This window comes from Comamonas badia DSM 17552, assembly GCF_000484635.1.
Lineage (GTDB): Bacteria > Pseudomonadota > Gammaproteobacteria > Burkholderiales > Burkholderiaceae_C > Comamonas_C > Comamonas_C badia.
On the sequence record NZ_AXVM01000005.1, the window covers coordinates 268,942 to 283,112 of the forward strand.

Genomic DNA, 14,171 nt, shown 5'->3' on the forward strand with positions numbered 1-14,171 from the left:
CTCGCGCACGAACTCGTCAAGCCAGCCAGCGCTTGCGGCGGCGGTAGTGCTTGACGTTGTGGTAGTCCACCCGCTCGCCGCCGCCCAGATAGAACTCCTGGATGTCCGGGTTTTTCTTGAGCTCGGCGGCCTCGCCGCTCATCACGATGTTGCCGTTCTCGATCAGGTAGGCATGATCGGCCACGTTGAGCGCGGCCGTGGCGTTCTGCTCCACCAGCAGCACGCTGAGTTTCTGCGTACGGTTGATCTCGCGGATGATGGCGAAAATTTCCTTGACCAGCACCGGCGCCAGGCCCAGCGAGGGCTCGTCGAGCATGATGAGCCTGGGCTCGGTGACGAGCGCGCGCGCGATCGCCAGCATCTGCTGCTCGCCGCCTGAAAGGTAGCCCGCCTTGCTGCGGATGCGCTCCTTCAGGCGCGGGAAGTAGGTGTAGGCCTGCTCGCGCAGCTCGTCAAAGCTCTTTTTGGCGCCACGGCCACGGTAGGCGGCAACGAGATTTTCGTCGGGCGTGAGGTGCCCGAAGATGCGCCGCCCCTCCATCACGTGCACCAGGCCCATGTGCACACGCTCGGGCGGCGAGAGGTGGCCGATATCCTGACCCATGAAGTGCACCTCGCCGCGGCGCACCTCGCCGCGCTCGGGCGCCAGCAGCCCGCTCACGGTCTTGAGCGTGGTGGACTTGCCCGCGCCATTGGCGCCGAGCAGGGCCACCACCGAACCCTCCTGAACTTCGAGCGAGACGCCCTTGATCGCAAGGAACACCCGGTCGTAGGCGACCTCGACGTTGTTCAGGGAGAGCAGGCTCATTTCTTTTCCTTGGCCTTGGCGCGGTCTTCCTTGATCAGATCCCACACCACGTCCTGGTAGGCGCTGCCCCAGTCGGACTTGGGCGCCCACTGCTTGCCATCCCACTCGGAGATCATGCCCATGCCGCCGCCCTGGTGGTCTTGCGCGGTGATGGTCAGCGGCGGAATCAGGCCTTCGGCCGTGAAGTCCTTGAGCATCTCGAAGCCCTGCTTGATCTTCTCGGGCGTCACCGGACCGCCGGCCTTTTGCGCACCGAGCTTGGCGGCCTGCGCCGCAATCGCCATCGTGGCGACGCCGATGTTGTAGTAGGTTCCGCCGACGCGCTTCTTGTCGCCGCTGCCGTTGCCGGCATTGACGACCTTCTCGACGATGCGCTTGACGATGGGCGTCTCCGTGCCGGTGTTGACCAGGGTGACCCGTTTGACGCCAACCACCTCGTTGCCCTTGAAGGCCGACATGTCGGCTTCGGACAGCCAGATCACCGAGTAGATGTTCTTGGGCGCGATGCCGTTGGTGACGGCGCCGCGGATCGACACCGCCTGGCCGGGACCGGCACCCCAGATGATGATCTTGTCCGGGCGGTTCTTGCGCACCTCGCTCCAGGTGGCGGCCTGCTCGGTGCCGGGCACCGGATAGGGGTAGAGCTTGAGCTCGAAGCCCTTGGTCTTGGCCACGCGCTCGAGCAGCTCGATCGGCTCCTTGCCGAAGGCCGAGTCGATGTGCACGAAGGCGATCTTCTTGCCCTTGAGGCCGCCCTCTTTCTCGTCGATGTACTTGAGCAGCAGCGCCGCCTGCGAGCGGTAGATGGCGGCCGACGGAAAGACGTAGGGGAAGGCCTGGCCATCGGCCGCGTCGGCGCGCCCGTGGGCAAATGCGATCATCGGCAGGTGGTCTTCATCGGCGCGCGGCATCAGCGCATTGGCCACCGGCGAGCTGAGGAAGTCGAAGAACACGGCGCCCGCGGCCTTGGCTTCGTTGTACAGGGCGATGCCGCGCTCGGGGTAGCTCGCGTGGTCCTTGACGATGAGCTTGATCGGCGAGCCGTCGAGGCCGCCCTCCAGGTTGAGCAGTTTGATGTAGTCCTGCTGGCCCTGGCTGTATTCGTCGGTCAGGAAGGTGTAGACGCGGGTGAAGTCCAGCAGCGTCGCGAACTGGATGGGGTCCTTGCCCTGAGCCCAGACGGGCAGCGCGGCGCCCAGGCTGGCGGCCGCGGCGGCTCCGAGCACGGTACGGCGGCTCAGCGCCAGATCGGTATGGTTCATCGTGATGTCTCCTGTGGGTGGTTGACGGAAATCAGCTCTGGGTATGGCGGAAGGGCCAGACCAGGAGGTATTTGCGCGCGTTATCGTAAATCTTTGCTAGGCCGAGCGGCTCGAACAGCAGGAAGCCGATGATCATCGCGCCATAGAGCATCATCGGGATGTGCGCCATCAGGGAGGTCGAGACGTTGAGCCAGCCGTTGCCGACGATCCACGAGATCAGATTGAGCAGCACTATGGGAATCAGCAGCACGAAACCGGTGCCCAGGAAGCCGCCGATCACGCTGCCCAGGCCGCCCACCAGGGCCATGGCGACGAGCTGGATGGTCACGTCGAAATTGAACTGCGAGGGCGTGACCGCCTTGTAGAAGCAGAAGGCCAGGATGGCGCCGCTGATGCCGCCCAGGAACGAACTGGCGAAAAACGCGAGCAGCTTGTACTTGAAGATGTTCACGCCGATCACGGCGGCGGCGAAGTCCTTGTCGCGCACCGCCACCAGCGCGCGGCCAAAGCTGGTGCGCTTGATGTTGAGGATGAACAGCACCACGATCACCGTCCAGGCCAGCGCCAGGTAGTAGCGCGCCGTGAGGCTCTGCAGCGGAATGAACAGAAAGCGCACGCTGGGTGTCTGCAGCGTCGCTGTCGCACCGCCCGAAATCACGGTGACGTTGGTGATGACCCAGTCCACCAGGAATTGCATGGCCAGCGTCGCCATCACCAGGTACAGGCCCTTCACGCGCAGCGCCGCTGCGCCGAAGACGCAGCCGATCACGGCCGACATCAGGCCGGAGCCGAGCAGTGCGATCTCCAGCGGAACCCCGGCGCGCGTGAGGTGGATGCTGGTGTAGGCGCCGATCGCCATGACGGCCGCAAAGCCGAAGTGCAGCTGTCCCGCCAGGCCCATCAGCAGGGTCAGCGCCAGCGTTGCGGTGCTGAAGATCAGCCAGGGCAGCATGTAGCTGGACAGGTACAGGTTGGACATGTACAGCGGCGCGAGCAGCGCCAGGGCAAACAGGATGCCGACCTGCCAGCGGTCGGCCGGAATCGGCCAGAGCTGGCGTGTCTGGCTGTAGCGCGTGTGGTAGACACCCGAGAGGCGATAGAACATGGTGCAGCCCCTTCAGATGCGTTCGATGTCTTCGCGGCCGAACATGCCGTAGGGCCGGAACAGGATGGTGAGCAGGATCACCACCGAGGTGACCACGTCGCGCGTGCTGCCGCCCACCAGGGAATCGACATAGCCCGGGATCACGCTGCCCAGGATGCCCAGGATGAGGCCGCCGAGCAGCGCGCCGACGATGCTGTCGATGCCGCCCAGGATCACTACCGCCACGGCCGGGAACAGCAGCGCGGTGAGCGACCAGTCCACGCCCTGCGCCGAGCCCCACATCGTGCCCGCGGCCACCGCGCAGATGCCCGCCAGACCCCAGGAGACGGCCACCGCATGCTCCACCGAAATGCCGACGGACCAGCTGGAGACGTGATCGTCCGAGACGGCGCGCAGCTTGGTGCCCAGGCGGGTGCGGAAGAACGCCAGCGCCAGCCCCACGAGCACCAGCGCGATGATGCCGCCCACCACGTAGGTGCGGTTGGCCAGAATGTCGCCCATGATGAGGGGCGCCAGGCCCAGGCCGATGTCAAGCTGCTTGGGTTCGGTGCCGAGCAGCCCGGGGCCGAAGCCGCGCAGGAAGACGTCCAGCCCCAGTGTCAGCATCACGACCATGATGATGGGCTGGCCCACCATGGTGCGCAGCAGGAAGCGTTCGATCACCAGGCCGAGCACGAACATCGCCACCAGCGCCGCGATGGCCGCAAGCCACAGCGGCAGCCCCCAGCTGGTGAACAGCCAGACGCCATAGCCGGCCATCATCACCAGCGCCCCTTGTGCGAAATTGAGCACGCCCGAGGATTTGTAGATCAGCACGATGCCCAGCGCCACCATGCTGTACATCAGGCCGGTCAGCGCGCCGTTGGTCAGCAGTTCAAGAAAGTAGCTCATGCGGCGGCTCCCGCGCTGGCAGGCACGTCGCGGATCGCGAGATGGCGCTTCAATACGCCTGTTTCGCCTGTCTCGTAAGTGATGTGCGCTATGGATTCAATATCATTCTTGCCGGCGTAGATCGCCTCGATGATGTCGGCGTAATGCTCGGCGATCACCCCGCGGCGCAGCTTGCGCGTGCGGGTGACTTCACCGTCATCCGGATCGAACTCCTTGTGCAGGTTGACGAAGCGGCGGATGCGCGTGCCCTCGGGCAGCCTGGCATTGACCGACGCGAACAAATCCGCCATCAGGTCGTACACGCCGCTTTGCTGCGACAGTTCGGAAAACGAGGTGTATGTCACGCCGCGCTCCTGCGCCCAGTGGCCCACGGCCTCCCAGTCGATGGCCAGAAGGGCGGCCAGGTAATCGCGCCCGTCGCCCAGCACGCACACGTCCTTGATGTAGGGGCTGAATTTGAGCTGGTTCTCTATGAAGGTAGGGATGAAGCGCTGGCCCCCTCTGGTGTAGATGACCTCCGAGACGCGCCCGAGCACGACGAGCTGGCCGTCGTCTTCCAGGTAGCCCGCGTCGCCCGTATGCAGCCAGCCGTCCCGCAGTGACTCGGCGCTGGCCGCGTCGTCCTGGAAGTAGCCGTCGAACACGTTGCCGCCGCGCACCAGAATCTCGCCGCTGTCGCTGATCTTCAGGTCGATGCCGGGGAAGGGCTTGCCCACGGTGTGCAGCTTGACGGAGCCCATTTCCTGCGCGGCGCACAAGGCGGAATTCTCCGTCTGGCCGTAGAACTGGCGCAGCGGCAGGCCGAGTGCGCGAAAGAACAGGAAGATTTCCTCGCCGATCGCTTCGCCCGCGGTATAGGCGTGCTGCGCGCGCGACAGGCCGAGCTGGTCCTTGATGGGGCCGTAGACCAGCAGCTCGCCCAGGGCGCGCAGCAGGCGCTGACCCAAGCCGGGTTCCTGCCCCTTGAGGCGCGCGCGCTCGATGTCAACCGCCAGCGGCATGAAGCGCTGGTACAGCCAGCGCTTCCCCGGGGTGGATTCGGCGATGCCCACCTGCACGCGCGTGAGCATGGTGGACCAGGCGCGCGGCGAGGTGAAGTACACCGTGGGCGCGATCTCGCGCAGATCGCGCTGCACCGTCTCCTGTTTCTCGGGGATGTTGACCGAGAACTGCAGCGCGAGTGCCGCCGCGATGGTGAAGATGAAATCCCCCACCCAGGCGATCGGCATGTAGGCCATGTGCGTCTCGCCGGTGCGAAAGTACCCGGCCTGCGCGGCGCTGCGCACGGCGAACAGCACGTGGCGGTGCTTGAGCGGAATGCCCTTGGGCGCGCCGGTGGTGCCCGAGGAGTGCAGCAGGATGGCGACATCATCGGCCTGCGGGCGGCGCTGCAGCGCGTCGGCCAGCGTGGGTTCGGCCTGGAGGCGTTCGCGTCCGCGCCGGGCGAGTTCGGTGAAGGCCATCGTGCCTTCGGGCTCATGGCCCGCCAGGCCGCGCGGATCGTCGTAGATGATCCACTGCAGGCCCTGGTACTGCCCGCGCAGCGCGACCAGCTTGTCCACCTGCTCCTGGTCTTCGGCAATCGCAAAGCGCACGCCTTCGCGCTGCAGCTGCCCGAGCAGCTGCTCGGGCGTGAAATCAGGGTAGGCGGGCGAGGGGATGGCGCGCAGCGTGATGGCGCCCAGCATGCCGAAATACAGGGCGGGGCGGTTGTCGCCGACGACGAGCACCTTGTCGTGCGCCGCCATGCCCAGCGCTTCCAGACCGGCGGCGGCCTCCAGCGTGTGTCGCAGATAGTCTTGCCAGGTCGTTTCCTGCCAGATGCCGCGGTCGCGCTCGCGCATGGCGATGCCGCTGCCGTGGTTGCTGGCGTTGGCGGCCAGCGCCGCGATCAGGTGGTCGCCCGGGTTGGCGCTGGTGCGCGGATTTCCGGGCTGGGCCGCCTGCAGGCCCGAGGCGTCTTCACGCAGCATCCTGGCCCCCTCCGATGTAGGCGGCGATCACGTCCGGATGGTTCACGGCCTCGCGCACCGGCCCCTGGGCGATCATGCGGCCGTTGTTCAGCACCAGCGCGCGGTCGCAGATGGCGGTGATCACGTCCATGTGGTGCTCGATGATGAGCACCGTGAGGTTGAGCGCTTCCTTGGCGTCCAGGATGAAGCGCACGATGTATTCCTTTTCTTCCTGGTTCATGCCGGCCATGGGCTCGTCCAGCACCAGCATGCGCGGCTCGGCCGCCAGCGCGCGTGCCAGCTCCACGCGCTTCTGCATGCCCAGCGGAATCACTTCGACCGGTTCGTCGCGCACGCTCTCCAGCTGCAGCAGGTCGATGATTTCCTCCACCTTGTCGCGGTGGCGCAGCTCTTCCTTCTGTGCCCACCACCAGTAGAACAGCGCGGCCAGCGCGCTGGGGTTCATGAAGGTGTGGCGTCCCATGAGGATGTTGTCCAGCACGCTCATGCCCTTGAACAGCGCGACGTTCTGGAAGGTGCGCGCGATGCCCAGCGATGCGATGCGGTGCGGGCGCACGCCGTTGATCTGCTGCCCCTCGAAGCGGATGACGCCTTCCTGCGGCGGATAAAAGCCGGTGATGGAGTTGACCAGCGTGGTCTTGCCCGAGCCGTTGGGGCCGACCAGGCCGAAAATTTCGCCCTGCTGGATGTCCAGTGAAACTTCCGACAGTGCCCTAACCCCGCCGAACCAGCGGCTGACCTTCTCGCAGGTCAGCACCGCGCCATCGGCTGGCGCACCTGCGTTTTGCGTTGCCAACGAATGTCCCCTTGTCTGAGCGCGCCCCAAGGTTGTCCCGTGCTGGCGCTACTGTATTTCTGCGGACAAGTGTAGTGCCTGATGGTGCGCAGACCATGGTGTATCGAAGCGGTACAGGGAAAACCCCGAAACCGCATCACCGTGCGTTCACGCCATCGGCAGGCGCAGTGTGAAGGTGCTGCCGTGCAGGCCGTCGCTTTGCACCTGAATGTCGCCGCCATGGCGGCGTGCGACTTCGTGCGCGAAGGCCAGACCCAGGCCCACGCCCTCGATCTGCGGGTGGCTGGCGCCATGCAGGCGCCGAAAGGGCTGGAACAGCTCGGCCTGCCGTTCGGGCGCGATGCCCGGGCCCTGGTCGCGCACGGCGATTTCCCACAGGGCGTCCTCGGCCCGCAGGCTGCAGACCACCTCGGTGCCCGGTGCGGTGAATTTGATGGCATTGGTCAGCAGGTTGGTCAAGGTGCGCTGCAGCAGATGGCGATCGCCCTCGCACGGCGCCTGTGCGGGCAGCGCGGCGCAGGTGAGCGCCACCTGGCGCGCCTGCGCCAGCGCCCAGCATTGCTGCAGCACCTCCTGCAGCAGCGTGGCCAGGTCCAGCGGTGCGCGCCGCAGCGCCTGCGTCTGGGCGCTGGCGAGCTGCATGAAGCTTTGCGCCATCTCCAGCGCCGTGCGCGCATGGCGTGCGATGCGCGCGTGCAATTCGGCCTCCGGCATGGGGTTGGGCAGCTCGCGCTGCATCTCCAGCAGGGTCAGGATGGAGGCGGCCGGAGCGCGCAGGTCGTGCGAGATGAAGTGCAGCGCGCGGTCGCGCTGCTCCTGTGCCTGGCGCATTTCCGTCAAGTCCACGAGCGTGACCAGCCAGTGCTGCTCGGCTTGCTGGGCGAAGGCATTGGTCAGCATGAGCCAGCGCCGGCCCTGGCGGTCGCGCCCTTCCTGCGGCAGCGGCAGGGGCTGGGGCGGCCAGTGGCTCAGCAGGGGCTGGCCGCTTTCCGGGCGGACGGTGTCCGAGAGCACATCCATCAGCCGCTGGTGCTGCAGGCTGGCTTCCCGCTGGGCGAAGGTCTGCGCCGCCTGGTTGGCCAGCGTGATGCGCCCGGCCTGGTCGCAGACAAAGGTGGGCGAAGGCAGGTGATCCAGGCTGCCGGCGATGAAGCGGTGCAGGTCGCGCAGCTGCTGCGTCGCCGATTCGACGGCGTGGATGCGCTGCTCCAGCCGGTCGGCGGAGAGCAGCGGCGGCTGGCTGTTCTGCGCTGCCGGCATGCCATCCTGGCGCAGTGCGCGCAGCTCGCGCTGCAGGAAGTGCGCGGCAAAGCTCAATCGCCGCCAGCTCCACAGCGGATAGGCGGCAAGGATGCCGACCAGTGCCGCAGCCGGCGCCAGCTGCAGGCCCCACAGCCCGGGGGTCAGCAGGGTGAGCGCCATCGCTGCCAGCCAGAGTGCGGTGCAGAGCAGCAGGCTGCCCAGCGGTCCCAGGACCCACAGCCCGACCAGGGCAGCGGCGACCAGGACGCTGTTGAAAGCGGCGTTCTGCGCCGCGCTGGCGGGCCGGATATCCAGCCCCGAGAGCTCGGTATGCAGCGCATGGGCCAGCAGCTGCACTCCGGCAATGCGCTCGGAACCCGAGGCGACGGGTGCCGCGAAAAAGTCCCCGAGGCCGGCGGCGGTGGCACCGACCAGCACGTATTTGCCGCGAAACGCATCTGCCGGCACGCGCCCCTTGATCACGTCAATGTAGGCGTAGGTGGGGAAGGGCGGCACGCCGCGTGCAAAGCTCAGCAGGCGCAAATCCTCGCGCACCCAGGGGCCTGCCGCGGGCAGTGCATGCCCGCGGCAGGCGGCAGGATCGGCCTGGCCGCCGGCGCAGCGCAGCGCGGTACTGAAATGCGGCCAGGGCGCTGGCTGCGGCCCCTCGCGCGCAAAGACGCCGCGCGTGATGCCGTCGGCATCCACCTGCGCCTGCACGTGGCCGATCTGGCGCGCCGCTTCGCGCAGCGCCGTCAGTGGCAGATCGGCCGCCTCCGTGCTGCCCTGGCCGCGCTGCGCCACCGGCAACACCACGGCGCCGCTGCGCGCGATGGCGTGCGCCAGCAGCGCGTCGTCCTGCGGGTAGTCGGGGTCTTCTTCGCCCAGCAGGATGTCCAGGCCGATGGCGCGCGGTTGTTGGGCGGTGATGCGGTTGACGAGCTCGGCGTGCAGCGCGCGCCGCCAGGGCCAGCGTCCGATGGCGGCGATGCTGCGGTCGTCGATGGCGACCAGGGCGATATCCGGCGCGGCGGGTTGCGCCAGCAGCCGGCTGCCAAGGTCTTGCACGAGATGGTCCAGCCGCGCCAGCGAACCGCGGCCGCCGGCCAGCGCCACGAAGACCAGCAGCGCGAGCGAGAGCGCCAGCCATTCGCGCAGATAGGGGCGTCGGATGCGTGCACTGGCTTGCATCATCCGGTGAGCTTACCGCCTCTGGTGCGTGGCTTTCAGGGGCGCTGCAGCGGCTGTCCGTCGCCGCTGGTGACGGGCAGACCGTCGCCCGCCTGCACCCGGGCCGGGATGGTCAGCAGGTGGGGCGTGGAAAAGGCGCTCGCCAGGCCCGAGGCATCCAGCGTGCGGATGCGCACGAAGGCGCGGCCTGGCGGCAATGCGTCCGCAGACCATTCGGGCCGGGCCAGGGTTTCATCGGCCAGCAGCGGTGAAAAATCGGCGTTGGCGGCGACCTGCAGTTCAAAGCGCTGCCCTGGCTGGGCGGGCCAGAAGAGGTGGGTGGCACCGCGCACCCCAAGGCTCGCAGGTGCCTGCGGCGGCGCGACTGCGGTAAAGCGCTGCGGCGCGGCAAACGGCCCCTGGTCCCAGCGGCCGTCGGCCAGCCGGCGCAGGCTGGCGACGCGCCATTGGTATTGGCCCGGCGGCAGGGCCGGGGTGGCGGCTTCGCAGGCACCGTCGGTGCTGGCGTCCAGCAGCGGCTGGTCAAAGCTGGCGCCGCTGGCCAGCTGAAGGCGGTAGCGCCCGGCCTCGGCCACGCCGGTGCAGCTCAGGCGCAGCACCCCGGCCGCCAGCGTGGCTGCGGCGGCGGGCGCGGCGTACAACGGTGGGATGGGGTGCGCCTTGACGCTGAGCGGGCGCACCGTCCGCTGGCCGGGCAGCCCGTCCGCATCGATGGCGCGCACCGCCAGCTGGTAGTGGCCGTCCTCGACGGCGGGCAGGGTGGCAGCGCCGCTGCGGCTGGTGGCCGCGCGCAGCACCTGCGTGAGATCGGCATCGCGCGCCAGTTGCACTTCATAGGCGCTGGCGCCGGCCATGGGCGGCAGGTGCAGGTGCACGAAGTCCGCATCGTGCACGCTCGCGGGCCATTGCGCTGGGTCAGGAGCGGGCAACAGGGCGTGCGGCGTGCCGGCGAGGCCATTGGCGGCCACCGCCAGCCCGTGACCGTGCGGCACCGGGGTGGCGCCGCCGGCGCTGCCCTGGACCGCCACCGTGCCTTCGGTGACGGCGGTGAGCGTGCGTGCATCCGCCGTCGCGTTGACCGAAAACCGCGTGCCGCGCACGCTGGCGGTGGCGCCCGGCGTGCGGATGTCGAGCCGGCGCGCACCATCGCTGGCGGGCGGCACCGAGGGCTCGATCGTGCCGCGCTGCAGCTCGATGACCGACTGTGCGCTGCCGGGCCGGGCGCGCTTGCGCAGACGGGTGAGGCGCAGGTCGGTATCGGCCTGCACGCGCACCGTGCTGCCATCGTGCAGCTGGATGCTGATGAAGCCATCGCCGCCGGTCTGCAGCCGCGTGCCCTCGGGCAAGGCTTCGTCCGCCGTCGGGGCACGGGGGGCCTGCGCGCCGGGGAGCGTGGCGCGCACCTGCCCGTGCGTGAATTGCACCCGCGCCGGGCGCGTGGGCAGCAGTGCGTGGGGGATCAGGATGCGGCTGCCGGGCTGCAGCCGGCGTGGGTCGGCGATGCCGTTGGCCTGTTGCAGGGCGGGCCATTGGCGCGGGTCGTCGAGGTAGCCGCGCGCCAGTGCTTCCAGCGTATCGCCAGGCACGACGGTATGTTCCAGGCTATCCGTCCCTGCGTTCTGCGCGCGCGCTGCGGGAGGGAGCGATGCTGCCAGCGCCAATAGCGCGAGCACCGCGGGTGCCGCGCCAGCAGGCCATGCAAGCCGGGGTTTGAAATGAAACACGCCTGTCGTCCCTTCGCACCTATGCTAGCCGCTGGCGTGCGGCAGGTGCTGCCGCCGGAGAGCGGCTTCACGATTATTGACATTTGCCCCGGTGGTGGCCTGCGGGACGCTCGCGGGTTCAGGCGCCGCGCAGTTTTTGAACCGCGGAGACCAGACCCAGCACCAGCGCACCCGCGGCCATGCCGGCGAGGGCGTTGAGCGCGCTGGTGGCGAGCAGCTGCCACAGCCCGCCCAGCGCACCCTGCGCCACGGCGGCGCCCGCTGCCTCCAGCGCGTGGTGCAGCGGCGCCACACCATGCACCAGAATGCCACCGCCGACGAGAAACATCGCCGCCGTGCCGGCGACCGAGAGAAAACGCATCAGCCGTGGCGCGGCCGCCACCAGCGTCCGGCCCAGCGCCTGCGCCACCGCGCCGCGCTTGCGCAGCAGCCACAGGCCGATATCGTCCAGCTTGACGATGCCGCCCACCAGCCCATAGACGCCCAGCGTCATCACCACCGCCACCAGGCTGAGGGTGGCGACCTGCTGCGCCAGCGGCGCCTGCGCCACGATGCCCAGGGCGATGACGATGATCTCGGCGGAGAGGATGAAATCGGTGCGTATCGCGCCCTTGATCCGTTCCTTTTCAAAGGTGGCGAGATCGGTGGCGGCCTGGGCGTCGGCCGGCGGCGCGCCGGCATCGGCTGGCGCGCCGCGGTGCAGCAGCTTGTGCGCGAGCTTTTCCATGCCCTCGAAGCACAGGTAGGCGCCGCCCAGCATCAGCAGCGGCGTGATCAGCCAGGGCGCCAGCGCGCTGATGGCCAGCGCCGCCGGCACCAGGATGGCCTTGTTCACCAGCGAGCCCTTGGCGACCGCCCAGACCACCGGCAGCTCGCGCTCGGCGCGCACGCCCGAGACCTGCTCGGCATTGAGCGCCAGATCGTCGCCCAGCACGCCGGCGGTCTTCTGCGCGGCCACCTTGCTCAGCACCGCCACGTCGTCGGCCATCACGGCCGATTTGTGGGCGGCCACCTTGGTCATCAGGGCCACGTCGTCCAGCAGCGCGGCGATGTCGTCCAGCAGGGTCAGAAGGGAGGCTGCGGCCATGGCGGGTTCATGTGGCCCCGGCGGCGACGTTTTCCAGCCGGTAGCCAATGCCGTAGACGGCGGTGATGACCAGTCCGCTGGCCGGATGCAGGTCAAGCAGCTGGCGCAGGCGCGAGATGTGGGTGTCGAGCGTGCGCGAGACCACCTCCGCGCTGTGTCCCCAGACCGCCTCGCGCAGGTGGTCGCGCGAGAGCAGCCGCCCCAGATTGGAAAACAGCAGCAGCGCCAGGTCGTATTCGCGGCCTGTCAATTCCAGCCGGACACCGTCCATCTCCAGCGCACGCTGGGCGGCGAGAAAGCGGTAGCGCCCGAAATCCAGCGTTTCCTCCGCGGGGGCGGGCCAGGCGCGGCGCAGCAGCGCGGTGACGCGTGCGACGAGCTCGCCCACGCGCACCGGCTTGGTCATGTAGTCGTCGGCGCCCTGGGCCAGGCCTTGCACGATGTCGGCTTCGCTGTCGCGGTGGGTAATGAAGAGGATGGGCATCGCGGCGCCGAACTGCGCGCGGAATTCGGCGACCAGTGCCGGGCCGCTGGCATCGGGCAGCTGCCAGTCGACGATCAAGAGGTCAAACGTCTCGCGGCGCCACTGGCGGCGCAGTTCGGCGCCACTGGCGAAGCCATGAAAGCCATGCCCCTGGGTATCGAGCACCCGGGCATAGAACTCAAGCTGGAGCGGATCGTCATCTACCGCCGCGATGCGCATGAGCATCCTCCAAGAAATACCAATGATTCATGCTTTTTGCCCAATCTGGGCGTGCGGTGCAAGCTATCAAAACGAGTGGTTTATTTGTCGCTGGACGATGCGCCTGACAACGCCAATGCCGCGGTGATGGTTTCCGGCGCAACACCCTCGGCGGGCTGCAACTGTGCCTGCAGCGCCTGCAGCGCGCCCGCCTCGTGCTGCAGGCGGGCGATGGCCTGCCCGGCTTCGCGCGGAGCGTCAAAGCCGGTGCTTTGCAGCAGCAGCCGGCCGTCGGCGGCGACGAACTTGAAATAGAACTTGCCGTCTTTCTCGCGGTACTGCTTGAAGCTGGGCAGCTGGGCGGACTCCTTGGCCTTGCCCTTTTTCTCCACCTTCGCCGCCACCGAGCGCAGGCCGACGGCCGCGCGCAGCCGCTCGATGAAGGGGTGCGAGAGCGCGCGTGCGCGCTCGCCGCCGGCGACGAGCGCCGCCTCGACCTGCGCGGGATGCGCCATCAGCTCTTCATAGCGTGCACGCATGGGGGCGAGCTCGCGGTCGATGCGCTCGAACAGCAGCTGCTTGGCCTCGCCCCAGGCGATGCCCTCGGCATAGGCCTGGCGCATGGCGATGGTTTCTTCGGCCGTGGCAAAGGCCTGGTAGATCTGGAACAGCGCCGAACCCTCGACCTCCTTGGGCTCGCCGGGCGTGCGCGAATCGGTGACGATGGTGGCGATCAGTTTCTGCAGCTGCGCGCGCGGGGCGAACAACGGAATGGTGTTGTCGTAGCTCTTGCTCATCTTGCGGCCGTCCAGGCCTGCCAGCGTCGCCACGTTTTCCTCGATCGCCGCTTCGGGCAGCGTGAAATGCTCGCCGTAGAGGTGGTTGAAGCTCGCCGCGATGTCGCGCGCCATCTCCAGGTGCTGCACCTGGTCGCGTCCCACGGGCACCTTGTGGGCGTTGAACATCAGGATGTCGGCCGCCATCAGCACCGGGTACATGAAGAGGCCGGCGTTCACGCCGTCGTCCAGGTCGCGCCCGGCCTCCTGGTTCTTGTCCTGCGCCGCCTTGTAGGCGTGGGCGCGGTTGAGCAGCCCTTTGCCGGTCACGCAGGTCAGCAGCCAGGTGAGCTCGGGGATCTCCGGCACGTCGGACTGGCGGTAGAACGTGACCTTGTCGGGGTCGAGCCCGCAGGCCAGCCAGCTGGCGGCGATCTCCAGCGTGGAGCGGTTCACGCGCTCGGGCTCCTGCGTCTTGATGAGCGCGTGGTAGTCCGCCAGGAAGTAGAAGTTCTCCACCTGCGGGTTGTGCGTGGCGGCGATGGCCGGACGCATCATGCCGGCGTAGTTGCCCAGGTGCGGTGTGCCGGACGGCGTGATGCCGGTAAGAAATCGAGTGATGGCCATAAGAAAA

General features: G+C 68.1%; 11 protein-coding genes. All 11 read right to left on the reverse strand.

Going from position 1 to position 14,171, the window contains the following annotated elements:
- Positions 1-16: 16 nt before the first annotated feature.
- Positions 17-808: an ABC transporter ATP-binding protein gene (locus K320_RS0112495; RefSeq protein ID WP_024539180.1), complete on the reverse strand. Its 792-nt coding sequence runs from the start codon at positions 806-808 to the stop codon at positions 17-19.
- The gene (locus K320_RS0112500; protein ID WP_029696107.1) at positions 805-2,070 is read right to left on the reverse strand and encodes an ABC transporter substrate-binding protein; all 1,266 of its coding nucleotides are present in this window, start codon (positions 2,068-2,070) and stop codon (positions 805-807) included. The genes K320_RS0112495 and K320_RS0112500 overlap by 4 nt, the downstream gene beginning before the upstream one ends.
- 31 nt (positions 2,071-2,101) lie before the next feature.
- On the reverse strand, positions 2,102-3,175 hold the full coding sequence (locus tag K320_RS0112505) for a branched-chain amino acid ABC transporter permease (protein WP_024539182.1): 1,074 nt from the start codon (positions 3,173-3,175) through the stop codon (positions 2,102-2,104).
- A 12-nt stretch (positions 3,176-3,187) separates the two neighbouring features.
- Entirely contained in the window at positions 3,188-4,066 is an 879-nt protein-coding gene (locus K320_RS0112510) for a branched-chain amino acid ABC transporter permease (protein WP_024539183.1), read from the reverse strand.
- Positions 4,063-6,039: an AMP-dependent synthetase/ligase gene (locus K320_RS0112515; protein WP_024539184.1), complete on the reverse strand. Its 1,977-nt coding sequence runs from the start codon at positions 6,037-6,039 to the stop codon at positions 4,063-4,065. The genes K320_RS0112510 and K320_RS0112515 overlap by 4 nt, the downstream gene beginning before the upstream one ends.
- Positions 6,029-6,835, reverse strand: a complete 807-nt coding sequence (locus K320_RS0112520) for an ABC transporter ATP-binding protein (protein ID WP_024539185.1) — start codon at positions 6,833-6,835, stop codon at positions 6,029-6,031. Before K320_RS0112520 ends, K320_RS0112515 begins: the two co-directional genes overlap by 11 nt.
- 147 nt (positions 6,836-6,982) lie before the next feature.
- A complete protein-coding gene (locus K320_RS0112525) occupies positions 6,983-9,271 on the reverse strand; it encodes a CHASE2 domain-containing protein (protein WP_156913968.1) in 2,289 nt (762 codons plus the stop codon).
- Positions 9,272-9,303: 32 nt separating this feature from the next.
- Positions 9,304-10,992 carry a FecR family protein gene (locus K320_RS0112530; protein WP_245593879.1) on the reverse strand — a complete coding sequence of 563 codons (1,689 nt, stop codon included), beginning with the start codon at positions 10,990-10,992 and terminating at the stop codon, positions 9,304-9,306.
- A gap of 118 nt (positions 10,993-11,110) precedes the next feature.
- Positions 11,111-12,079 (reverse strand): DUF808 domain-containing protein, encoded by a 969-nt coding sequence (locus K320_RS0112535; protein ID WP_024539188.1) that lies wholly within the window; start codon positions 12,077-12,079, stop codon positions 11,111-11,113.
- A 7-nt stretch (positions 12,080-12,086) separates the two neighbouring features.
- Positions 12,087-12,782 (reverse strand): response regulator transcription factor, encoded by a 696-nt coding sequence (locus tag K320_RS0112540; RefSeq protein ID WP_024539189.1) that lies wholly within the window; start codon positions 12,780-12,782, stop codon positions 12,087-12,089.
- Positions 12,783-12,862: 80 nt separating this feature from the next.
- A complete protein-coding gene (locus tag K320_RS0112545; protein ID WP_024539190.1) occupies positions 12,863-14,164 on the reverse strand; it encodes a tryptophan--tRNA ligase in 1,302 nt (433 codons plus the stop codon).
- Positions 14,165-14,171 lie beyond the last annotated feature (7 nt).

Coding starts and splice junctions, on each gene's coding strand:
- K320_RS0112495 (WP_024539180.1), bottom strand. CDS start 808: ATGAGCCTGCTCTCCCTGAACAACGTCGAGGTCGCCTACGACCGGGTG.
- K320_RS0112500 (WP_029696107.1), bottom strand. CDS start 2,070: ATGAACCATACCGATCTGGCGCTGAGCCGCCGTACCGTGCTCGGAGCC.
- K320_RS0112505 (WP_024539182.1), bottom strand. CDS start 3,175: ATGTTCTATCGCCTCTCGGGTGTCTACCACACGCGCTACAGCCAGACA.
- K320_RS0112510 (WP_024539183.1), bottom strand. CDS start 4,066: ATGAGCTACTTTCTTGAACTGCTGACCAACGGCGCGCTGACCGGCCTG.
- K320_RS0112515 (WP_024539184.1), bottom strand. CDS start 6,039: ATGCTGCGTGAAGACGCCTCGGGCCTGCAGGCGGCCCAGCCCGGAAAT.
- K320_RS0112525 (WP_156913968.1), bottom strand. CDS start 9,271: ATGATGCAAGCCAGTGCACGCATCCGACGCCCCTATCTGCGCGAATGG.
- K320_RS0112535 (WP_024539188.1), bottom strand. CDS start 12,079: ATGGCCGCAGCCTCCCTTCTGACCCTGCTGGACGACATCGCCGCGCTG.
- K320_RS0112540 (WP_024539189.1), bottom strand. CDS start 12,782: ATGCGCATCGCGGCGGTAGATGACGATCCGCTCCAGCTTGAGTTCTAT.
- K320_RS0112545 (WP_024539190.1), bottom strand. CDS start 14,164: ATGGCCATCACTCGATTTCTTACCGGCATCACGCCGTCCGGCACACCG.